This window comes from Mesorhizobium sp. CO1-1-11 (assembly GCF_020164995.1).
Taxonomy (GTDB): domain Bacteria; phylum Pseudomonadota; class Alphaproteobacteria; order Rhizobiales; family Rhizobiaceae; genus Mesorhizobium; species Mesorhizobium australicum.
The window spans coordinates 175,053-196,780 of record NZ_JAIUHE010000007.1 but is presented as its reverse complement, the minus strand read 5'-3'; the positions used below and the strand labels follow the sequence as shown (position 1 = coordinate 196,780).

Below are 21,728 nucleotides of genomic sequence, written 5' to 3'. Positions count from 1 at the left end.
CCGGTTTTCTTCCGTCCCGGCCTGTCCCTAGCCGATGTTGCGGATGAACTGCTTTAGCCTTTCGGACTTGGGCGCGCCGAAGATCTGCTCCGGCGGGCCTTCCTCCTCGACCAACCCGTTGTAGAGGTAGACGACGTGGGTCGCGACCTCGCGGGCGAATTTCATTTCGTGGGTAACCAGCACCATGGTGCGGCCTTCACGCGCCAGATCGCCAATCACCTTCAGCACTTCGCCGACCAGTTCGGGATCGAGCGCCGAAGTCGGTTCGTCGAACAGCATGACGCGCGGATTGATGGCCAAGGCGCGAGCGATCGCGGCGCGCTGCTGCTGGCCGCCGGAGAGATAGGCCGGATAGACGTCGCGCTTCTCGGCCAGACCGACGCGCGCCAGCAGCTTTTCGGCCTGGGCGACAGCCTGGTCGCGCTTGACGCCCAGCACATGAACGGGAACCTCGATGACGTTTTCGATCAGCGTCATATGGCTCCACAGGTTGAAGTTCTGGAACACCATGCCGAGCTTGGAGCGGATGCGTTCGATCTGCCTGCGGTCGGCCGGAATCGTATGGCCATGGCTGTCCGCCTTGAGCTTGATCTCCTCGCCATTGACTCGGATGATGCCGCTGGTCGGGTTTTCCAGGCAGTTGATGCAGCGCAGCAGCGTCGATTTGCCTGAGCCCGAGCCGCCGATGATGGCGATGACCTCGCCGTCGCGCGCCGACAGCGATACGCCCTTCAGCACATGCAGTTGACCGAATTTCTTGTGCAGGTTCTCGACATGGATGGCTTCTGCGGCGCCGTCCTGCGCCTCGCCGGATGGGACTTTGGCAGCTGCCACAGCGCTCACCAAATGACCTCCATATCGCCGCCGGCGGTTCGTCGAACGTCTATCCGGCTAATCAACATACGCTGTACTGCCTCGCTCCAGACCTCAAGCATGGACCCAACAGAGCGAGCCCGTCAATCCCGCTCATTACGGCACTTGCGGCCTTGTTGTGCAAGTGTATAAATAACCTCTCATGAAATTTTCTCGGTTTTTTTCAGCTTAAAAAGGGCATCGATGAGCGCTTTCGGATCTCAGTCCATGGCGGCGCCGCTACGGCGCGTGCTGATGCGGTCGGCCGCCAACGCCATGCGCGACGCCGACCGAGCTGCCTGGCACTATGGTCCGGGATTCAACCCGGCGAAAGCTGCCTCGCAGCACGCAGCCCTGGCTGAACTGGTGGCGGCGTCCGGCGCCGAGATCGAATGGATCGAGGACAAGGCCGACGGACTTTCGGATTCGGTGTTCACGCACGACCCTTCGCTGATGACCGACCGCGGTGCGCTGATCCTGTCCATGGGCAAGCCGCTGCGCGCCAGGGAGCCTTCGCTGCATGAAGAAACCTACAGAAGGCTGGGCATTCCGATCCTTGGTCGCGTCGAGGCTCCTGGCCAGGTCGAAGGTGGCGACTGTGTATGGGTGGATGCCCGCACGCTGGCGATCGGGCGCGGTGTCCGTTCCAACCAGGAAGGCATCCAGCAGGTTTCCAACCTGCTGTCGCCGCTGGGGATTTCCGTCTACGGCTTTGATCTGCCGCTGTGGCAGGGCGAAGAGGCGTGCCTGCATCTGATGTCGGTGATCAGCCCGTTGGCCGACGACCTGGCGCTGGTCTATTCACCGCTTCTACCGGCCCCTTTCTATCAGACGCTGAAGGCGCGCGGCGTCCGGCTGGTCGAAGGCGACGCCGAGGAGTTCGCGGCCTCCAACGGCCTCAGCCTTAACGTACTGCCGACCAGCCCGCTCAACGTCATTGCCGTCGCGGGCTTTCCCAGGACCAAGGCCGCCATGGAAGCCGCCGGATGCACGGTTGAAATCTTCGAGGCGGACGCGCTCTGCATCGCCTGCGAAGGCGGGCCGACATGCCTGACGCGACCGATCCTGCGCCAATGAATGAGCGCCGTAAGTTCCGTCGCGAGGGCGAGGAGCGGCGGCGGCAGGACCTGATCGAAGCGACTCTGAACAGCGTGGCGGAATATGGCCTGCAAGGCGCTAGCCTGCGCACCATCGCATTGCGTGCCGGCGTCACCGCCGGGCTGATCCGGCATTATTTCCCGGGCAAGGAAGAATTGCTGCAGGAAGCCTACACGGCGCTGGTCGACCGCATGACCGAGCAGGCGAAGGCGGCATTGGTCATGGATGATGCCTCGCCGCGCCAGCGTCTTGCGGCTTTCATCACCGCCAATCTCAATGCGCCGATCATCGACGCGCGGGTATTTTCGCTCTGGGCAACCTTCATCGGCCGCGCCAGTGCGGATCCTGCCTTGGCCCGTGCCCACCGCGAAGGCTACCTTGGCTTTCGCGACGAGGTGGAAGCAGTCGTGGCCGACGTGCTCGCCGCCGAACAGCATAAGCCGGACGCGACCCAGTTGCGCCACCATGCCATCGCGGTCAATGCGATCATCGACGGGCTCTGGATCGAAGGCTGCCTGGCCGGCGAGATGTTCTCGCCCGGCGAATTGGCGGCGATTGGCATCAAGGCTGTCGAGTCCGAGCTCGGCCTCGCGCCGCTGGAGCAATTCCTGGAAAAGTGAGAAGCGGTTTTCCCGGGAAAAGCGCGCAGCGCTCTCCCCATGGGAATTGCGTAGAAACAAAGAGATAGGGGAGAAAATCAATGACCACTGTGGGCGAAGCGCTCATTTCGCTGCTCGAGGCGCATGGCGTCGACACCGTGTTCGGCATTCCCGGCGTCCACACGGTCGAACTCTACCGCGGTCTTGCGCGCTCGAAGATTCGCCACATCACGCCGCGCCACGAACAGGGCGCCGGCTTCATGGCCGACGGCTATGCGCGCGCCGGCGGCAGGCCGGGCGTCGCCTTCGTCATCACCGGGCCGGGGCTGACCAACACCATCACCGCCATGGGCCAGGCGCGCGCCGATTCTGTGCCGATGCTGGTGATCTCCGGCGTCAACGCCACCGACACGCTCGGCAAGGGGCTCGGCTTCCTGCATGAATTGCCCGATCAGCGCGGCATGATGGAGAAGGTAGCGCTGTTGTCGTTACGCGTGACCGGGGCCAGCGAATTGCCCGGTGCGCTGGCGCGGGCTTTCGCCCAGTTTTCCTCATCTCGGCCCGGCCCTGTGCATATCGAGATCCCGACCGACATCATGGTCAAGCCGGCGGACGGATTGTCGGCCGCCTTGAGCAATGCCGCGCCGCCGGCGCCAGAGCGTGCCGCCATTGCCAGGGCTGCCGAACTCATCGCCGCCGCGCGCCGCCCGCTCATCCTTGCAGGCGGTGGCGCCAAGAAAGCCGATGCGGCGCTGCGGCGCCTTGCCGAAAGGCTGGACGCGCCGGTTGTCGAGACCACCAACGCGCGCGGTCTCATGCATGGCCATCCGCTTTGCGTGCCGGCGAGCCCAAGCCTCAAGGCGGTTCGCGCGTTGATAGCCGGGGCCGATCTGGTAATCGCCGCCGGTACCGAATTCGGCCCGACCGACTATGACGGCTATGGCGACGGCGGCTTCATACTGCCTTCGAACCTGATCCGCATCGACATCGGCGCCGACCAGCTTGCGCGGCGTCCGGTGACGGTCGCCATCCAGGCCGATTGCGCCGAGGCGATCGAGGCGCTGCTTGCAGCGATCGATCCCGCCCACAGCGCTGGCGGAGATGGCCATGGCCGCGCCGCGGCGGCGCGAAAGGCCGCTTTTGCCGAGTTGAGTCCGGCCTATGCGGCGCAGGTGCGTGCCGTGGAAATGATCCGTGACGCTTTGCCCGGTGCCATCATCGTCGGCGACTCGACCCAGCCGATTTACGCCGCCAACCTCTATTACGACCACGACAGGGCCGGCGGCTGGTTCAATGCCGCGACCGGCTTCGGTGCGCTTGGCTACGGTCCGCCGGCGGCGATCGGTGCGGCACTTGCCGTGCCCGGTGCGCCGGTTGTCTGCCTCACCGGCGACGGGGGCTTCCAGTTCACCTTGCCGGAGATAGCGGTGGCGCTCGATTCTGAAGCGCCCGTCATCTTCGTGGTCTGGAACAACAGAGGCTATCGCGAGATCGAGACCTCGATGCTCGATGTCGGCGTGGAACCTGTCGGCGTGTCGCCGGCGCCGCCGGATTTCTGCAAGCTTGCCGAAGCCTATGGCATTGGTGCCGAAAGGCTGGCCGACATCGACGCCTTGCCACAGGCGCTCAAGCACGCCCGGGCAACGGGGCTGCCGCGCGTCATCGAAGTCACGGTCGTCTGAAACATCCGGGCTGTCCTTTCCGACTGGAAGCAAACCATTCGCCGGCTTGGTTTTTGCAAGACTTGAGCCGCTTCCGGGCGGCTTCGTTATTCGACGATGTCCTGACGCATGCAAAGACGTGACGGCTGCCATGTCGAGATATCGGTTGAGTGAGCGACTGAAAGGGGCGACGCTTCGCGTCGGCGCGGCAAACCAACGACAAAAGTCATAAAAATGACAGGAGCGGTCCAGGATGACGGAAACACTTGAAGGCAGGCACATCGTTGTGACCGGCGGAACCGGCGCGCTCGGTGGGGCGGTGGTCGGCAGACTGCTGGAGCAGGGCGCGATCTGCCACGTGCCGAACGCGCATGCCGCGGCACCTCAGCACTTCCCCTTCACCACGCACGACAATGTCAAACTGGCGCACAATGTCGATCTCTCGGACCCCGCCAAGGTCGAGGCGTTCTACAGCCAGGTCCCTGCGTTGTGGGGATCGATCCATCTGGCCGGCGGCTTTGCCATGGCGCCGGTGGAGAAGATCGAATCGGCGTCGTTTGCCGAGATGATGGACACCAACGCCCGCACCGCCTTCCTGTGCAGCCGCGCCGCCATCCGGTCGATGCTGGCGTCGGATACTGCCGGCCGCATCGTCAATGTCACGGCACGCGCCGGGCTCGACCCGCGCCGCGGCGCGGGCATGGTCGCCTATACGGCCAGCAAGGCGGCGGTCGCGGCCATGACGGTGGCGATGGCGGAAGAATTGAAGGCCCAGGGCATCCTGGTCAACGCGGTGGCCCCATCGACGCTCGACACGCCGGCCAACCGCGCCGACATGCCGGATGCCGATTTCACCAAATGGGTCAGCCTCGAAGCAGCGGCCGAGGCAATCGCCTATCTCGCCTCGCCGGCCAATCAGGCAATGAGCGGAACGCTGGTGCCGCTCTACGGCAGGGCCTGAGCGGAGAGCGTCGAAGCCGGGCAGCCGGCGTCGGATCCATCGGCGTTGCGGTAGCTGTAGATACGCAGCGGCGATGAAGCGTCCGTGGGACACTCCCTCAACCAAGCCGGCGGCTTGCCTTCCATCAGGGCCGCCGCGAAAGGGTAGGCGGCTTCGAGACCTGGCGACGGCGCGCCTCGCCAGGCACAGATCGCGACATGTGTCGCCTTCGACGCGTCGAGAATCGCACGCGGGTCGGCGGTCATGGGGTCGAGAAAGCGGTAGCTCCGTTCGATGCCCTTGGCCGAAGGGTGGTTTGGGATCGTCACCACCTTGGGGCCGTCGGCCAGCGCGACGAAATGCGATCCGATGAGCGGTGGCGAAAAGACGATGGCGCCCGACGGCCAACCCCGTTGCGCTCCGAAATGATCGAGGTCGCAACTGTCGGCGAATTCGGCGGCGGGTATCGCCGCTTGGGAGGGTCTGACCGCCATATGGTACAGCGCCATGGCCCCGGACAAAACCAGACCGGGCAGGATCAATGCGTATTTGCGCGATGGCGCCGGCACGGGAGATTTCAAGTAGCGCCGCAGCCCCGAACCTTGCGGCAGCAGGCTCTCCAGCACGAAGATCAGGCCGATGCCGGAGAAAATCGGGAGATAGCGGAAGTAGCGGAGATAGTCGATCGCCAGCACCAATCCGAGCAGCGAAAACAGAGCCAGTATGACCAGAGGCCGGCTGCGGCCATGCGACCCGGTGCAGATGACGACCGGCGCGAGCGCGCCGACGAACAGCAGCAACATGCTGGGAAAGCCTGACGACAGAACGAAATCGGGGCGCCGAAACAGGCTCAATTCCTGAAGAATTCTGTTGAGCATGTTGTCGCGGACATAGGCGTCCATCGAGGCGTAAGGGCCGTCCAGGCATTGCGGAAACAGTTTCACCAGCGCCACCACGCTGATGGCGGCGAACACCAGCAGAAGCGAGGCCCGAATTGCCCAGCCGCCACGCGTGCCGACAAGCCGAGGTACGACGGCGAATGAGAGCCCGGCGGCGGTCAGCGCCAGCACATGCGGCGCGGAATAGGTATCGCATTTGACCGCGGCATAGGCCGAGGGCGCGACGGTAGCGGCGAACAGGCCGATCGCGCCGATCGCCAGGGCCACTCCAAAGCCGGTGATCCCTGTCGCACTCTCGTCGCGGTCGGCGATCCAGTCGAAGGCGTAGACGGCCATCACCAGGGCGAAGAACGGTGCGAACTCGGCGCTGATCGCGATTGCCAGGGCTGTCAGCAAGCCGTTGACGAAGGGCGAAAGGCGATTCCGCGACAGCAACAGGACCAGGGCGGCAAGCAGAAGCAATATCTGCAGATTGTGATAGTCGATCCGCCCCGGCGCGTATTCGAAGAAGGTGCGCGCGGCGAAGATCAAGGCCAACGGCAATGCAATGGCCGGATAGGCAAAGCCCATCGCGACAATCAGCCGGTTGTAGAAGTAGAGCGCGGGTACAAACAGGAGCAGCGGCACGACAAAGCTTGCTGCCATCAGCGCCGGCTCGAAGCCGGCGAACGGCGCGAGCAGCCACGCAAAAGCGGCATAGGGCAGGTCCACGATCCATGGCCAGTGCGAGATGTAGGGCTCGGGCTGGGCAATGCCGGGCATTGTCCGGTCGAAGGTATTCCCGGTCTCAAGCAAGGTGCGGATCTCGTGTATTTTGAGAAGGTCGTCCGCATCGGCATTGAGCCGGAAGCCCAGGGACCAGAGGACGATCATCACCGTCACCATGCCGCAGAAGCAGAAAAGGGCCGGTGCGCTCATATAAAGACGCGGCAGCCACGAAGATTGCGCTGCGGCCCTGTCGTGGTCATTGCTCATGGAAGGCTTCCCCGGGACGACTGCCAAATACGCGAGGAAGTTTATCTTGCCGTAAAGAAAGACCCCGCCGGATCGCTCCGGCGGGGTCTTTGTTCAAGCCGCACGAAAATCGTGCGGCAAGCGGTGAATCCTTAGTTGCCCTGCTTCTTCAGCGCGGCACCCAGGATGTCGCCCAGCGAAGCGCCGGAGTCGGTCGAGCCGTACTGTGCGACGGCTTCCTTCTCTTCGGCGATTTCCAGCGCCTTGATCGAGACCTGCAGCTTGCGGGTCTTCTTGTCGAAGGCGATGACGCGGGCGTCGACCTTCTGGCCGACGGTGAAGCGCTCGGGGCGCTGCTCGTCGCGATCGCGGCTGAGGTCGGAGCGCTTGATGAAGGTCTCGATGCCGCTGTCGACCAGCCGCACTTCCAGACCGCCATCCTTGACGCCGATGACTTCGCAGGTAACGACGGCGTTCTTGCGCAGTTCGCCTGACGTCGCGGCTTCGCCGACCGTGTCCTTGGCCAGCTGCTTGATGCCGAGCGAGATGCGCTCCTTGTCGATGTCGACGTCGAGCACCTGCGCCTTGACCATGTCGCCGCGATTGTACTCTTCGATGACCTGCTCGCCCGGACGGGTCCAGTCGAGGTCGGACAGGTGCACCATGCCGTCCACGTCGCCTTCGAGGCCGATGAACAGGCCGAACTCGGTCTTGTTCTTGACCTCGCCCTCGACCTGGCTGCCGACCGGATGGCTCGAGGCGAAAGCCTGCCACGGGTTCTCGAGCGTCTGCTTGAGGCCGAGCGAGATGCGGCGCTTGGCCGGATCGACTTCGAGCACCACCACGTCGACTTCCTGCGTTGTCGACAGGATCTTGCCGGGATGCACGTTCTTCTTGGTCCACGACATTTCCGAAACGTGGATAAGGCCCTCGATGCCCGGCTCCAGCTCGACGAACGCGCCGTAGTCGGTGATATTGGTGACGGTGCCCTTGATCTTCTTGCCGATCGGGAACTTGGTGCCGATCTCGGACCACGGATCGCTCTCGAGCTGCTTCATGCCGAGCGAGATGCGGTGGGTTTCCTGGTTGATGCGGATGATCTGCACCTTGACCGTCTGACCGATGTTGAGGATTTCGGTCGGATGGTTGACGCGGCGCCATGCCATGTCGGTGACATGCAGCAGGCCGTCGATGCCGCCGAGGTCGACGAACGCACCGTAATCGGTGATGTTCTTGACGACGCCTTCGACAACCTGGCCTTCCTCGAGGTTCTGCACGATTTCCGAACGCTGTTCGGCGCGGCTCTCCTCAAGCACGGTACGGCGCGACACGACGATGTTGCCGCGGCGGCGATCCATCTTGAGGATCTCGAAGGGCTGCGGGTTGTGCATCAACGGGGAGACGTCGCGGATCGGGCGAATATCGACCTGGCTGCGCGGCAGGAAGGCCACGGCGCCGTCGAGGTCGACGGTGAAGCCGCCCTTGACCTGGTTGAATATGACGCCTTCGACGCGCTCACCCTTGGTGAACTTCTCTTCGAGCTTGACCCAGCTCTCCTCGCGGCGTGCCTTGTCGCGCGACAGCACGGCCTCGCCCAGCGCATTTTCGATGCGCTCGACCATGACTTCGACGGTGTCGCCGACCTTGAGCGTCGAGTCCTTGCCCTTTACGCCGAATTCCTTCAGCGGCACACGGCCTTCGACCTTGAGGCCGACATCGATGATGGCCATGTCTTTTTCGATCGCCAGAATCGTGCCCTTGACGACTTGGCCTTCGCCGGAATGACCGGTGGTAAATGATTCTTCGAGCAGGCTCGCGAAATCATCGCGAGTGGGATTTGCAGCAGACATTGTTTCTCCTGGAGTACCCCGCATTTTTCGCGGGGCGGGCGCCGTGGGTTAGCGTTGCGTTGGCCTGCCGGCGTTCCGGGCTGCAAAAGCCCTGGGCCGCTTTTCAAGCGGCAATTCCGGCGCATGAAGAATGCTGGCAGGCTGGTTCGTGCCCGATATGGGTATTTTCTTCGCCTCCGGCAACCGGAAGCAGCATGAAACCCGGATCAGGCCTTGTTTCTCTTGGCCAGCACGTCGTCGATGACGGACATGGCCGCGAGAAACGCGGCTTCTATAGCCATTTCGCTGGTATCAAGCAAGTGCGCGTCGGCCGCCGGCTTCAGCGGCGAGTCCGCCCGGCCCATGTCGCGCTCGTCGCGACGCTGGATATCGGCAAGGATTTCGGCGAAATCGGCGGTGCCGCCGATGCTTTCGATCTCAGCCAGCCGGCGCTTGGCGCGCACCTCGGCACTTGCCGTCACATAGAGTTTTATGTCGGCGTCGGGGCACACGACCGTGCCGATGTCGCGCCCGTCCAGCACCGCGCCCGGCGGCGTCCTTGCGAAGTCGCGCTGCTTTTCGACCAGGATGCGCCGCACGGTAGGGAAAACCGCGACCTTCGAGGCGGCCTCGCCAACCGCATGCGCCGACAGCACCGCGCGGTCGAGCTTTGCCAGGTCGACCTGGCGGGCGGCGGTTTCTGCCGCCGAGACATTGTCGAGCGGTAGGCCCAGCCGCAGCAGCGCATGGGCGACGGCGCGATAGGTCAGGCCGGTGTCGAGCAGGTTGAGGCGGTAGTGATCGGCGAGACGGCGGGCGAGCGTGCCTTTGCCCGCGCCGGCCGGTCCGTCGATGGCGATGGTGAAGGGGTGGGTCATTGGCGGGCAGACGCCTTACGCATGGAAATAGGCCCCCGCGACTTCGTCATCCTAGGGCGTAGCGAACGCGAAGCGGAGCGAAGACCCTGGGATCCATGCCGTGACGTCAGCCAAAGAACGCTGCGGATCAGAATTTTGCAACGTTGCGGGGCGTTGAGGTCATGGCATGGATCCTGGGGTCTGCGCCGCGTCGCTGCGCTCCTTGCTTCGCCCCAGGATGACGAAGCACGGGATGTCGCCAGCCAATCCCCAAGGTTTGCGATTGCCACTATCGCTCGATCTCCGCGCCCAGCCCCGTCATCAAATCCATGAACTCGGGGAAGCTCGTCGCGATCATGGCGGCGTCATCGATGGTGACAGGCTTTTCCGTCGCCAGGCCCATCACCAGAAAGCTCATGGCGATGCGGTGGTCGAGATGGGTCTGCACCGTCGTATCCCGGCCGTTGGGGTGGCCGCCCAATCCCCTGCCGCCTGGTTTGCCGCGCACGGCAAGCGAAGCTTCGCCCTCGGTGCAGTCGACGCCGTTGAGCTTCAGCCCGTTGGCGACCGCCGACAGCCGGTCGGATTCCTTCACCCGAAGTTCCTCCAGCCCCTGCATCAGCGTCTCGCCCTCGGCGAAGCTGGCGGCAACGGCCAGCACCGGGTATTCGTCGATCATCGACGGCGCCCGCTCGGGCGGCACGGCGACGCCTTTCAGCTCGGAGTAACGAACGCGCAGGTCCGCGACATCCTCGCCGCCGGCATTGCGCGGGTTCAAGATGTCGATCTGGCCGCCCATTTCCTGCAGCGTCAGCAGCAACCCGGTGCGGGTCGGGTTCATCAGCACGTTTTCGATCGTGATGTCCGAACCCGGCACGATCAGCGCCGCCACCAGCGGGAAGCCGGCCGAGGACGGGTCACCCGGCACGGCGATGGTCTGGCCGGTCAGCTTGCCCTGGCCTTCGATGAAGATGTGGCGCACGCCGCGTTCGTCGGTCTCGACCGACAGGTTGGCGCCAAAGCCCTTGAGCATCTTTTCCGTGTGGTCGCGCGTCATGACAGGTTCGATGACGGTGGTGATGCCGGGCGTGTTCAACCCGGCCAGCAGCACCGCCGACTTCACCTGCGCCGAGGCCATCGGCACGCGGTAGGTGATCGGGGCCGCGTGCTTCGGCCCATGCAACGTGATCGGCATGCGGTCGCCGGGCGTGGCTTTGAGCACCTGCACGCCCATCTGGCGCAGCGGTTCGAGCACGCGACCCATCGGCCGGCCCGACAGCGAGGCATCACCGATGAAGGTCGTCTCCATGTCGTAGGTGCCGACGAGCCCCATGGTCAGCCGTGAGCCGGTGCCGGCATTGCCGAAATCGAGCGGACCTTCCGGCTGCAGCAGCGCGCCGTTGCCGGTGCCGCGGATCACCCACTCGGCGCCGCGTTTCTCGATATGCGCGCCCATCGCCTTCATGGCCGCGCCCGTGCGCATCACATCCTCGCCCTCGAGCAGGCCGGTGATGCGGGTTTCGCCGGAGGCGAGCCCGCCGAACATGAACGAGCGGTGCGAGATCGACTTGTCGCCCGGCCCGCGGGCCGTGCCGGAAAGGGCTGGTGACTTGCGGGCAGTGGCCGGCTTGGCAGCGGCGGCGTGAGACATGGAATTTCCCTGGACGGATTGCCGGCGTGCCGGCGCTTTTCATTTGTTGCGGCGGTCTCGTATCACGGCGGGACGAAATGGTCATCCCCATGCTCGTCACTCGGCGCGAGGCCTTTCAGTGCTTGGTTTTGTGACGCCGGCTTTTCGCTTTGACAGCGCTGCAAACTGTGGTTAAGGGGACCACTCTTTTATCGACGAGGCTTGCCGTGGCAAAAACCGAACTTGGCACAAAACGCATCGACCCGGAAACGGGCCGGAAATTCTACGACCTGAACAAAGACCCGATCGTCTCGCCCTATACGGGCAAGACCTATCCGCGCTCCTATTTCGAGGAAGGCAAGATCGCCGCCGTCGAGGAGGAAGAGGAAGTGGCCGAGAAGGAAGTGGACGCCGAGGAGGAAGAGGGCGTCGAGGTCGTCTCGCTCGAAGAGGCGGAAGACGACGCCAAGAGCGACGATCTTCCCGATCTCGGTGACGACGAGGATGACGTCGACCTCGGCGACGACGAGGATGACACCTTCCTTGCCGACGAAGAGGAAGAAGACGACGACGTTTCCGACATGATCGGCGTCGGCGACGACGACGACGAAGTCTGACAAAGGCTTCGAACGTAAGCGTTTGCCAGCTTTAACGCCCTGTGAAGAAAAAGCCGCCGATGAAGGCTTGATATCTGGGAATGGCGGGGTTAGAAGCCGCCTGCACTAACGGCGCGGTCTTCCAACCCGCGCCGATCTCTCGCCGGAAACGGCGCCGGCTGACTGCCGGGAGTGGGGCCATAGCTCAGTTGGGAGAGCGCTTGAATGGCATTCAAGAGGTCGTCGGTTCGATCCCGATTGGCTCCACCAGTTACCTTCCAGGGCAAGGAAACGCTTTGTTTCGGCGGGACATCTCCGACCTGTTCAACCGTTGCGACGCCTGATTTGCGCGATCACGGAGCGTCAGCGCCGAACTCGACGGCAAATCCCGCGTCGATCGCGCTTCGCGCAATGAGATCGCCAAGTTCCCAATCCGTGAGTTCGCAAAGCGGGAACATTCTCCTCACCTCCTGGCTCACCTCGGATATCGAAATGCACGGCCTGTCGACGGTGTCGATCAAGCAGCGGACAATCGCTTGGCGAACGTCCGACAGGGTAGGCGTCTGCGCGAGCGCAGGCATCTCCGCCCCCTACGAATGGAGTTGCGGCGCTACGCCATCGGCCGAGTTTGTGTCGAACGCCACGGGTACGCCGTGAACGAGGGATGCGGTCGCCAGCAACTCCTCCAACTCGCCGTCGGTAGCCCTGCATGCGGGTATGAGTGTTCGGATGGCGCGTATTGCCTGCGCAATGGAGAGAAAGCGTGCCTTGCCCCTGGAAAGAACGTAGGCTTCGGCGGCTCTTTCAACCGTGATGGAGTGAAAAGAGTTGGTCATCGAGAATTCCTCCCTGAACCCTGACCAACATGGTTTACGGCAGGACTTCGGTGGTCTTCAAGCCTATGTCCGGTTCCAGACAATCAGCCAGCCCCTGCGCTGAAGTGATGTTGCTCCTCCTCGCCATAGGCACCATCCGTGAGTTTTATCATTCCGGTACGGTCGACGATCGTGATCTCGCCGCGCTTGGCATGAACCAGCCCCCGATATTCGAGCATTTGGAGGGCGGTGGTAACGCCCGGGCGCCTGGAGCCAAGCATGGTCGCCAGAAATTCATGCGTCAGGTAGATGATATCTCCTTCAGCGCGATCGTTGACCATCAGCAACCAGCGGGCGAGCCGTTCCTCGATTTTGGAATGGCCGTTGACCAACGCCGTCCGCGACGACTGGATCAGGAATGCGTGGGCGTAGCGAAGCAGCGACGGGCGAAGGGTCTGGCTCTCGGCAATCGCAATGCGCAGACGTTCAACCGGCAGGCACCAGCCGTTGCTGGCGACCTGGATATAGGTTTCATTGGGAGATCGGTCCTGGCCGAGAACGACCGCTACCCCGGTCATGCCGTCGCGGCCGATGATGCCGACTTCGCTTTGCCGCCCTCCGGTCATGGCGGCGACCACCGACGCGATACCGGTTTCGGGAAAATAGACATGCTCGATCGGCTGATGCGCGATCTCCAGCCGGGCTTTGATGGCCAGTTCGACGTGATGCATCGACGGCCGTAAAAGCCCGAAATCCTCAGGCGTGAGGGTTTTCAGAACATGGTTGCGAAAGGTGGATTGAGGCATGGCTCTTCTCCCTATCGGGCAAGAGCATGTACCCTCTTACTGTCGGCTGCATCCGGACAAACGGCGGCCGATGGCTGATCTTACGCTTCATGCGCGGGCTTGGCAAACGACTGCGCCCGCTTGGAAAGCTAATTAAGCGTTGACGTCAAGCGTCCCGGGGGCCGCAGCGCTGCTAGACGCCGAGAAGGCTTCAGCCGAGAAGGTCCGCGGCGACTTCGAGCGTGTTGCGGAACGAGGTTTCGAGGTGGTGTTCCATCGCTTGTGCGGCGCCTTCGGCATCGTGCCGCTTCAAGGCATCGAGAATGGTTTCGTGCTGCTCGATCGTCTGTTCGCCATAGCCGGGCTTTGGAATGGCGAGATAGCGGCCGCGGTCCATCTGCGCCTTGGAGATGTCGACCGCTCGCCAGATCATCGGCAGGCCGCAGATTTCGGCGATGGTGCGATGAAAGACATCGTCGAGTTGGATCGCGGTGGCATATCGGCCGCGCGCGATGGCGAGCTTGTGCGCCGCCATATTGTCCTCCAGCAATTCGGCGGATGCCGGCGTGAGCTTGACGGCCGCGCGCCTGGCGCTCTCCATCTCCAGCGCCCGTCGGATGACGTAGGCCTCCTCGAGGTCGGCGCGGCTGATCGGCGCGACATAGGTGCCGGTCTGCGCCAGGATATGGACCAGGCCTTCGTCGCTGATGCGCTTTACCGCTTCCCGCACCGGAGTGCGCGAAACGCCGAGCGCTTCGGCGATGGCCACCTCGTTGATCACTTCCCCTGGCTTCATCTGTCCGACGACAATCAGGTTGCGGATCTTCTGATAGATCTGATCGCGCAACGGCAAAGCCCGATTGAGGGTGGAAGGGTCAAGGTCCATGGCAAATCCGTAGCGTTCGTTCACCAGAAATGATCGGAGTATATTGGAACGTAAATTGGAATGCACCAATGCGGAGGCGTCCCTGTCGACAATGGAGGGGGTGGCCAAGTCACTCGACGCCTGGAAGGAGGCCGCCAACCCTTCCAAGGCGGCGCAAGGACAACGTCAACGCGGTCGAGCCGGCCCTCTCCGCTCGCAGGCGGCGGGCATGAGGAAGAATTTCCAATTGCGTGCACGGATTTAGAATAAACTAACTCTACAGATTTTGTAGAATAAGCAATCTGCATGGGCGATCTGTTTCCTGCACAGGACCACGCCATGCCAGCATTTCCGCGTTTACTCTCAACCGTGCCGGAGCCGGGCCGCTACCACCGAACCACAGGAGGCAAGGCATGACCCAAGATGTCCCCGACCGCATCAAGGTTCTCTGGTTCCTGCCGACGCATGGCGACAGCCGTTATCTCGGCACGACCGAGGGCGGCAGGGCCGTCGATCTGCCCTATCTGTCGCAAGTGGCGAAAGCGGCCGACACACTTGGCTATTACGGCGTGCTGTTGCCGACCGGCCGGGCCTGCGAGGATTCCTGGGTGATTGCCTCGGCGCTGGCGCCCCTGACAGAGCGGCTGCGTTTCCTCGTCGCCGTGCGGCCCGGCTTGCAGTCGCCGACGCTTGCCGCGCGCATGACAGCCACGCTCGACCGCATCTCCAACGGCCGCCTGCTGATCAATGTCGTCACCGGCGGCGATCCGCTGGAAAACAAGGGCGATGGGATCTTTCTCTCGCATGCCGAGCGCTATGAGGTGACGCAGGAATTCCTCCGGATCTACAAACGGGTGCTGAGCGGTGAGACGGTCGAGCACCAGGGCAAGCATTTCCGCATCGAGGACGGAAGGTTGCTGTTCCCGCCGGTGCAGGCGCCCTATCCGCCGCTCTATTTCGGTGGCTCATCGGATGCTGGATCGGCAGTCGCGGCGCAGGAAATCGACAAATATCTGACCTGGGGCGAACCCCCGGCCGACGTCGGACGCAAGCTCGATGCCGTGCGCGAACTGGCCGACAAGGCCGGCCGCAAACTCTCCTTCGGCATTCGTCTGCATGTCATCGCCCGTGAAACCACTGAACGGGCCTGGGCCGCCGCCGCCAGCCTGATCAGTCGGCTCGACGACGCGACGATCGCTTCGGCGCAGAAAGTGTTCGGCCGCATGGATTCGGTCGGCCAAGCGCGCATGAGCGCGCTGCATGGCGGCAACCGTGACAAGCTCGAGATCGCGCCCAATCTATGGGCCGGCGTCGGCCTGGTGCGCGGCGGTGCGGGAACGGCACTGGTCGGCGACCCGGATACGATTGCCGAGCGCATCGATGAATACCGTCGCCTCGGCATCGACACCTTCATCCTGTCCGGCTATCCGCATCTGGAGGAAGCCTATCGCTTCGGCGAACTGGTGCTGCCGAAACTGCCGACCGATCATCCGGTCAAGTCGGCCGGGTCGTCGGTCAATACCGGGCCGTTCGGCGAGACCATTGCCGGTGACCATCGGCCGAAGTCGCTCGCCAGCGCCTCGTGAACGCGCTGCCTCCGGTCCGCCGATCGCGCGTCGCCATAATCGGCGGTGGTTTTTCCGGCGCGGCGGTCGCTTGGCACCTTGCGCGGGCGCATGGGCCGGAGCGCCTGTCGATCTCGGTGATCGAACCGCGTTCCGCGCTCGGCGGCGGTCTTGCCTATTCCAGCGATGAGCCGTCGCACCGCGTCAACGTCCCGGCCGTCCGGATGAGCATGGTTCCCGAAGACCAGCAGCATTTTGCGCGCTGGCTGGCGGGCAGTGGCGAAATCGAGCGGGACCCGGATGCGCTGTGGAAGAACGGCGACGTATTTCCGCGCCGGCGGGTGTTCGGTCGCTATGTCGCCGAGCAGCTCGCACCTTGGCTCGACTCGGGCGCTATTCGTCATGTCGAAGCACAGGCCACCCGGGTAATTCGAGCCAACGGCGCGGGCTGGACCGTACAGACCTGCGCCGGACCTGTCGCGGCCGACATCGTCGTGCTCGCCGCGACTCATCCTCTGCCGGCCATCCCGGCAGCACTTGCCCTGTTGGCTGAAGCACCTGGCTTCATCGCCGATCCCTACGCGCCGTCGGCACTCGCCGGGATCGGGCCGGAGGCGTCGGTCCTGATCGTCGGCTCCGGACTGACCTCGGCCGACATGGTGGCCGAGCTTGACCGCCGGGGTCATCGCGGCCGCATCCTGGCGCTGTCGCGCCGCGGACTGCGTTCGCGCGGCCACCCGGATATCAGACATGAGCCCTTCGGCGACTTTGCGTCGGCGCCGGCCACATCCGCACTTGGCCTGCTGAAGAACATTCGCGCCACGCTGGCCGCGGCGCGAGCCGCCAACCTCAACTGGCAGTCGGTTTTTGACCAATTGCGCATGCAAGGGCCGGTGCTGTGGTCCGCCCTCGCTCCGCCAGAGCGGGCAAGGCTGGTCCGCCAGCTGCGCGTGTTTTGGGACGTGCATCGCTTCAGGATCGCACCGCAGGTGGCTTCCGTGCTCGACCGCCGTCAGACCGCCGGCACATTCGACACCATTGCAGCCCGGCTTGTCGCGTCGAACGACGAGGGCGACAGCCTCGCGGTCAGCTTCCAACGGCGCGGACAGACGCACATCGAGACGGCAAGCTTCGATGCGGTCATCAACACGACAGGGCCGGCCCATGGGCAGGCGCTCCAGTCAAATCCGGCGCTGCGTTCCCTGACTGAGGCCAGTCTGATCAGGGCGGACGCATACGGGCTCGGTATCGAGACCGGCTTCGATAGTCGCGCCGTCGGTGGCGATGACAAGGCGGTTGTCGGGCTTTTCGTCGCCGGTCCGCTGGCGCGAGGCACCTTTGGCGAACTCATGGGCCTGCCGGAGGTTGCTCGCCATGCCCAAAGGGTCGCGGTCGAGATCGCGGGGCTGCTCGACACATCTTCTTCAGGCGGAGCGGTTGGCCCCAATGCCGGGGGCGTTGCGGTCGCGGGCTGACAACCGCAAGCCGGCATGGCCGGGCAAAATTGGTATTTCCGTCCCGCAAGTGCGCCAAAAACGGAAAATCCTCCTTTGTATATAAATTCCATAAACATAATAAATATAGCGACGTCCGGCTGCGGCTGGACCGATCAACAGCCTGACTGGGAGACAATTCATGGCACATGCAGGAACCGACGCGGTCAAATTCGCCTACTGGGTGCCCAATGTTTCGGGCGGCCTGGTGATCTCCGACATCGAGCAGCGCACCAGCCATTCAGCCGAGTACAACCGCAAGCTGGCACAGATCGCCGAAAAGGCCGGTTTCGACTACGCGCTGAGCCAGATCCGTTTCACCGCCGGCTACGGCGCCGACGAGCAGCATGAATCGGTGGCATTCAGCCATGACCTGCTGGCCGCCACCACGACGCTGAAGGTGATCGCCGCGATCCTGCCCGGCCCTTGGAATCCCGCACTGGCGGCCAAGCAGATTGCCACCATCAGCTACCTGACCAATGGCCGTGTCGCCATCAATCTCGTCTCCGGCTGGTTCCGTGGCGAATTCCACGCCATCGGTGAGCATTGGCTCGACCATGATGAGCGCTACCGTCGCTCCGAGGAATTCATCCGTGCGCTGCGCGGTATATGGACTGAAGACAGCTTCACCTTCCGAGGCGACTTCTACCGCTTCAACGAATACTCGCTGAAACCGAAGCCGCCGCGGCCGCTGCCCGAGATCTTCCAGGGCGGCTCGTCGCGCGCGGCACGCGACATGGCATCACGCGTCTCCGACTGGTATTTCACCAACGGCAACACGCCGGCCGAAATCGCCAAACAGGTCGATGATCTCAAGACCAAGGCAAAGGCCAGCAATCATTCCGTCAAGGTCGGCGTCAACGCCTTCGCCATTGTCCGCGAGACCGAGGACGAGGCCAAGGCGGTGCTTGCCGAGATCATCGCCAAGGCCAATCCGGAAGCGGTCAACGCCTTCGGCCACGAGGTCAAGAACGCCGGCAAGGCCTCGCCGGAAGGCGAGGGCAATTGGGCGAAGTCCTCCTTCGACGACCTCGTCCAGTACAATGACGGTTTTCGCTCCAACCTGATCGGCACACCGAGACAGGTTGCCGAGCGCATCGTCGATTTGAAGAGCGCCGGCGCCGATCTCATCCTGCTCGGCTTCCTGCATTTCCAGGAAGAGGTCGAGTATTTCGGCAAGCATGTCATCCCGCTCGTTCGCGAGCTGGAGGATGCCGGGCAGGCGGCTTCGCTGGCAGCGGAATAGTCATCTCTCCAAGGCTGCCGGGTAATCCGGCCAGCACCCGAATGAAGGTTTTCAAGCGCGCTCGATCTTTTCGGGCGGCATCGAGAATTCGTGCGCCTGCGGGCGAAATCGAGGACGATTGGAATGCCGTTGCCCAGCTATGCCATAGGCGTGATGGAAGCCTCGGTCTATGCGCCGGAAGTTTTCGCGCGCGGCCTGCCCTCGGCGCTGCAGCCGTCCGAAGGTCATACCGCACCGGTAACAGGCACTGCGGTGGCCACATCTCCGATGCTTTCACTCCAGGCCATCGGCCTGTCGTTCGGCGGCGTCGTCGCGCTGGCCGACATCGATCTGTCTGTTCGATCAGGTGAAATCCGCGCCATTATCGGCCCGAACGGCGCCGGCAAGAGCTCGCTGATCAATGTCATCAGCGGTGTCTACTGGCCGGATCGCGGCCAGGTCCAGCTTGCCGGAATCGACTATGCGCAGGTGCCGACGCAGCGGCTGGCGCATCTCGGCGTCGCCCGGACTTTCCAGAACCTTGCTTTGTTCAAGGGACTGAGCGTCCTCGACAATGTCGCCACCGGCCTTGCCTACAAGGTCCGTTCCAACTTCGCCGGCCAGGTGCTCGGCATCGGACGATCGCGCGGCGAGCGAGGTGAGATACGCAGCCGCGCCGATCAGATTCTCGAATTTCTCGACCTCACCGCCGTGCGCGATCGTCTTGCCGGCACGCTGCCCTACGGGCTGCGGAAGCGGGTCGAACTCGCCCGGGCGCTGGTCGCGGAGCCGCGCCTGCTGCTGCTCGACGAACCGATGGCCGGCATGACATCAGGTGAGAAAAGCGAAATGGCTGCTTTCGTGCGCGCAGCGCGTGACCGCTTTGCCACCACCGTCGTCCTGATCGAACACGATGTCGGCGTCGTCATGGGCCTGTCCGACCGTGTCGCCGTTCTCGACCATGGCCGCAAGATCGCCGACGGCACACCCGACGAGGTCCGCAACGACCAACGCGTCATCGATGCCTATCTGGGCGTCGCCTCAGACAATGAGGACGGGGCGGGCATATGATCGCCGACTTCGACTATCAGTTCTTCATCGAGGTGCTCGTCGGCGGGCTGCTCTCCGGCGTCATGTATTCGCTGGTCGCGATCGGCTTCGTGCTGATCTACAAGACCTCGGGCGTGCTCAACTTCGCCCAAGGCGCGATGCTGCTGTTCGCCGCCCTTACCTTCGTCAGCCTTGTCGAACGCGGTGTTCCGCTTGCACTGGCCTTGGTGGCAACGTTCGCCATCATGGTGGCGATCGGCATCGCCATCGAGCGCACGGTGCTGAGGCCGCTAACCAACAAGCCGCCGATCACCCTGTTCATGGCGACGCTTGGCCTGTCCTACATCATCGAGGGCGCCGCCCAACTGATCTGGGGCACGCAGGTCCATGGTCTTGACCTCGGCATCGAGGATGTGCCGCTGGAAGTCGGCGGCGTGCTGATCAGTCAGTTCGATATTTTTGCGGCGGTGGTCGCGGCCGGCATGGTTCTCCTGCTGTCGCTGTTCTTCCGCTACACCCGCATCGGCCTCGCCTTCCGCGCCGTCGCGGACGACCAGTTCGCCGCACTCGCGGTTGGCCTGCGTCTGCCACTGATCTGGGCCACCGTCTGGGCGGCGGCCGGCCTGGTCGCGCTGGTCGCCGGGCTGCTCTGGGGCGCCCGCCTAGGGGTGCAGTTCTCGCTGTCGCTGGTGGTGCTCAAGGCGCTGCCGGTGCTGGTGCTTGGCGGCTTCGATTCCATTCTTGGCGCCATTGTCGGCGGGCTCCTGATCGGCGCCAGCGAGAAGCTCGCCGAGGTCTATATCGGCGATTATTTCGGCGGCGGCATCGAGAGCTGGTTCGCCTATGTCCTCGCGCTTGTCTTCCTCCTGATCCGTCCTTCCGGCCTGTTCGGCCAGAAGCTCGTCGAAAGGGTCTGAGCCATGGCCGCGATTGCAAGCGACTTTTCCGCCGTGACTGTGCTGCCGAAATGGGTGGCCCCCGTACTCCTGCTCGCCTTCGCCTATGGCGTCGTGCCGCTGATCGGCTCGAGCTACCTGTTCGAGGCCATCCTGCTGCCGTTCCTGGCACTCAGCCTCGCCGGTGTCGGCCTCAACATCCTGACCGGCTATGCCGGCCAGGTTTCGCTGGGTAGCGCCGCTTTCATGGCGGCAGGCGTCTTTGCCGCCTATAATTTCAACCTGCGCGTCGAAGGCCTGCCACTGATCGGCAGCATTTTCCTCGCCGGCATCGTGGCCGCCGCGATCGGCATCGTCTTCGGCTTGCCGAGCCTGCGGCTGAAAGGTTTTTATCTGGCGGTTTCGACGCTTGCCGCGCAGTTCTTCGTGCAATGGGCGCTGACCAAGTTCAGCTGGTTTTCCAACAACTCTGCATCCGGCGTCATCGACGCGCCCAGGCTGTCGTTTTCAGGCTTCACACTCGATGGCCCCGTCGGCCGCTATTTCTTTGCGCTGACCATCGTCGTCATCCTGACCTTCTTCGCCTATCGGCTGGTATCGTCGCAGACGGGACGAAACTTCATCGCCATCCGCGACAACGAGACCGCCGCCCGCATCATTGGCATCCCGGTCTTGAAGACCAAGCTTCTGGCCTTTGCCATCTCGTCCTTCGTCATCGGCGTCGCCGGTGTCATCTGGGCGTTCGCTTATCTCAGGACCGTCGAGCCGGATGGCTTCGATCTCGACCGCTCGTTCCAGATAATGTTCATCATCATCATCGGCGGCCTCGCCTCGATCCGCGGCGCATTCTTCGGCGCCGCCCTGATCGTGGTCTTTCCGCTCGCACTGTCGCGCCTCGGCGGCTTCCTGCTTGGCGATGTCTTCGATTCGGGCGTGCTCGACATGAGCCAGCGCATCGTGCTCGGCGTCCTCATCATCCTGTTTCTGATCCTCGAACCCGACGGGCTGGTGGCCCTGTGGGACAGGATCCGAAGACGGCTCCTGTTCGCTTGGCAACCGACCTGAGCCCTCGCACTCCAGAATCCTATTCGAAGATGAACCAGAGGCCGGACCAAAGAC

The 21,728-nt window shown here is 63.5% G+C and carries 20 protein-coding genes and 1 tRNA gene; 12 read left to right on the top strand and 9 right to left on the bottom strand.

The features are described 5' to 3' along the window. Positions 1-27: 27 nt before the first annotated feature. Complete coding sequence (locus LB554_RS10380) at positions 28-843, bottom strand: ABC transporter ATP-binding protein (RefSeq protein WP_318013200.1); 816 nt, start codon at positions 841-843, stop codon at positions 28-30. Positions 844-1,056: 213 nt separating this feature from the next. On the opposite strand from LB554_RS10380, the gene LB554_RS10375 reads away from it, so the two are divergent. From LB554_RS10375 to LB554_RS10360, 4 genes are all read left to right on the top strand, one after another. Continuing rightward, a complete protein-coding gene (locus tag LB554_RS10375; RefSeq protein WP_224584380.1) occupies positions 1,057-1,929 on the top strand; it encodes a dimethylarginine dimethylaminohydrolase family protein in 873 nt (290 codons plus the stop codon). After that, a complete protein-coding gene (locus LB554_RS10370; RefSeq protein ID WP_224584378.1) occupies positions 1,899-2,570 on the top strand; it encodes a TetR family transcriptional regulator C-terminal domain-containing protein in 672 nt (223 codons plus the stop codon). The genes LB554_RS10375 and LB554_RS10370 overlap by 31 nt, the downstream gene beginning before the upstream one ends. A gap of 80 nt (positions 2,571-2,650) precedes the next feature. Beyond that, a complete protein-coding gene (locus LB554_RS10365) occupies positions 2,651-4,231 on the top strand; it encodes a 5-guanidino-2-oxopentanoate decarboxylase (protein ID WP_224584376.1) in 1,581 nt (526 codons plus the stop codon). Positions 4,232-4,463: 232 nt separating this feature from the next. Further along, the gene (locus tag LB554_RS10360; protein WP_140614983.1) at positions 4,464-5,171 is read left to right on the top strand and encodes an SDR family NAD(P)-dependent oxidoreductase; all 708 of its coding nucleotides are present in this window, start codon (positions 4,464-4,466) and stop codon (positions 5,169-5,171) included. Here LB554_RS10360 and LB554_RS10355 read toward each other — a convergent pair. The 4 genes from LB554_RS10355 to aroA form a co-directional block, all read right to left on the bottom strand. Further along, positions 5,156-7,024 carry a hypothetical protein gene (locus LB554_RS10355; RefSeq protein WP_224584374.1) on the bottom strand — a complete coding sequence of 623 codons (1,869 nt, stop codon included), beginning with the start codon at positions 7,022-7,024 and terminating at the stop codon, positions 5,156-5,158. The two genes, LB554_RS10360 and LB554_RS10355, sit on opposite strands and share 16 nt — an antisense overlap. 131 nt (positions 7,025-7,155) lie before the next feature. Beyond that, positions 7,156-8,853, bottom strand: a complete 1,698-nt coding sequence (gene rpsA, locus LB554_RS10350) for a 30S ribosomal protein S1 (RefSeq protein WP_015314259.1) — start codon at positions 8,851-8,853, stop codon at positions 7,156-7,158. 206 nt (positions 8,854-9,059) lie between these two features. Continuing rightward, positions 9,060-9,710 (bottom strand): (d)CMP kinase, encoded by a 651-nt coding sequence (cmk, locus tag LB554_RS10345; protein WP_140614979.1) that lies wholly within the window; start codon positions 9,708-9,710, stop codon positions 9,060-9,062. Between the two features lie 268 nt (positions 9,711-9,978). Next, positions 9,979-11,340 (bottom strand): 3-phosphoshikimate 1-carboxyvinyltransferase, encoded by a 1,362-nt coding sequence (gene aroA, locus LB554_RS10340; RefSeq protein ID WP_224584372.1) that lies wholly within the window; start codon positions 11,338-11,340, stop codon positions 9,979-9,981. Between the two features lie 206 nt (positions 11,341-11,546). Here aroA and LB554_RS10335 point away from each other — a divergent pair, with 206 nt between their 5' ends. Together LB554_RS10335 and LB554_RS10330 are read left to right on the top strand one after the other, a co-directional pair. Further along, positions 11,547-11,936, top strand: a complete 390-nt coding sequence (locus LB554_RS10335) for a TIGR02300 family protein (RefSeq protein WP_015314256.1) — start codon at positions 11,547-11,549, stop codon at positions 11,934-11,936. A gap of 173 nt (positions 11,937-12,109) precedes the next feature. Further along, positions 12,110-12,185 (top strand) — tRNA-Ala (locus LB554_RS10330). 83 nt (positions 12,186-12,268) lie between these two features. Here the strand turns inward: LB554_RS10330 and LB554_RS10325 are convergent. From LB554_RS10325 to LB554_RS10310, 4 genes are all read right to left on the bottom strand, one after another. Beyond that, the gene (locus LB554_RS10325) at positions 12,269-12,496 is read right to left on the bottom strand and encodes a hypothetical protein (protein WP_224584370.1); all 228 of its coding nucleotides are present in this window, start codon (positions 12,494-12,496) and stop codon (positions 12,269-12,271) included. A gap of 9 nt (positions 12,497-12,505) precedes the next feature. After that, positions 12,506-12,751, bottom strand: coding sequence for a hypothetical protein (locus LB554_RS10320; protein WP_015314254.1), 246 nt, complete (start codon positions 12,749-12,751; stop codon positions 12,506-12,508). A gap of 83 nt (positions 12,752-12,834) precedes the next feature. Next, the gene (locus LB554_RS10315) at positions 12,835-13,536 is read right to left on the bottom strand and encodes a Crp/Fnr family transcriptional regulator (protein ID WP_224584368.1); all 702 of its coding nucleotides are present in this window, start codon (positions 13,534-13,536) and stop codon (positions 12,835-12,837) included. 190 nt (positions 13,537-13,726) lie between these two features. Beyond that, positions 13,727-14,401 (bottom strand): GntR family transcriptional regulator, encoded by a 675-nt coding sequence (locus LB554_RS10310; protein ID WP_224584364.1) that lies wholly within the window; start codon positions 14,399-14,401, stop codon positions 13,727-13,729. Positions 14,402-14,793: 392 nt separating this feature from the next. Here LB554_RS10310 and ssuD point away from each other — a divergent pair, with 392 nt between their 5' ends. From ssuD to LB554_RS10280, 6 genes are all read left to right on the top strand, one after another. Next, complete coding sequence (gene ssuD / locus LB554_RS10305) at positions 14,794-15,966, top strand: FMNH2-dependent alkanesulfonate monooxygenase (protein WP_224584362.1); 1,173 nt, start codon at positions 14,794-14,796, stop codon at positions 15,964-15,966. Then, positions 15,963-17,420: an FAD/NAD(P)-binding protein gene (locus tag LB554_RS10300; protein ID WP_224584361.1), complete on the top strand. Its 1,458-nt coding sequence runs from the start codon at positions 15,963-15,965 to the stop codon at positions 17,418-17,420. Before ssuD ends, LB554_RS10300 begins: the two co-directional genes overlap by 4 nt. A 160-nt stretch (positions 17,421-17,580) precedes the next feature. Next, on the top strand, positions 17,581-18,684 hold the full coding sequence (gene sfnG / locus LB554_RS10295; protein ID WP_224584360.1) for a dimethylsulfone monooxygenase SfnG: 1,104 nt from the start codon (positions 17,581-17,583) through the stop codon (positions 18,682-18,684). A gap of 123 nt (positions 18,685-18,807) precedes the next feature. Continuing rightward, entirely contained in the window at positions 18,808-19,734 is a 927-nt protein-coding gene (locus tag LB554_RS10290) for an ABC transporter ATP-binding protein (RefSeq protein ID WP_224584359.1), read from the top strand. Beyond that, positions 19,731-20,630: a branched-chain amino acid ABC transporter permease gene (locus tag LB554_RS10285; protein WP_224584358.1), complete on the top strand. Its 900-nt coding sequence runs from the start codon at positions 19,731-19,733 to the stop codon at positions 20,628-20,630. Before LB554_RS10290 ends, LB554_RS10285 begins: the two co-directional genes overlap by 4 nt. A 3-nt stretch (positions 20,631-20,633) precedes the next feature. Next, positions 20,634-21,674 (top strand): branched-chain amino acid ABC transporter permease, encoded by a 1,041-nt coding sequence (locus LB554_RS10280; protein ID WP_224584357.1) that lies wholly within the window; start codon positions 20,634-20,636, stop codon positions 21,672-21,674. Positions 21,675-21,728 lie beyond the last annotated feature (54 nt).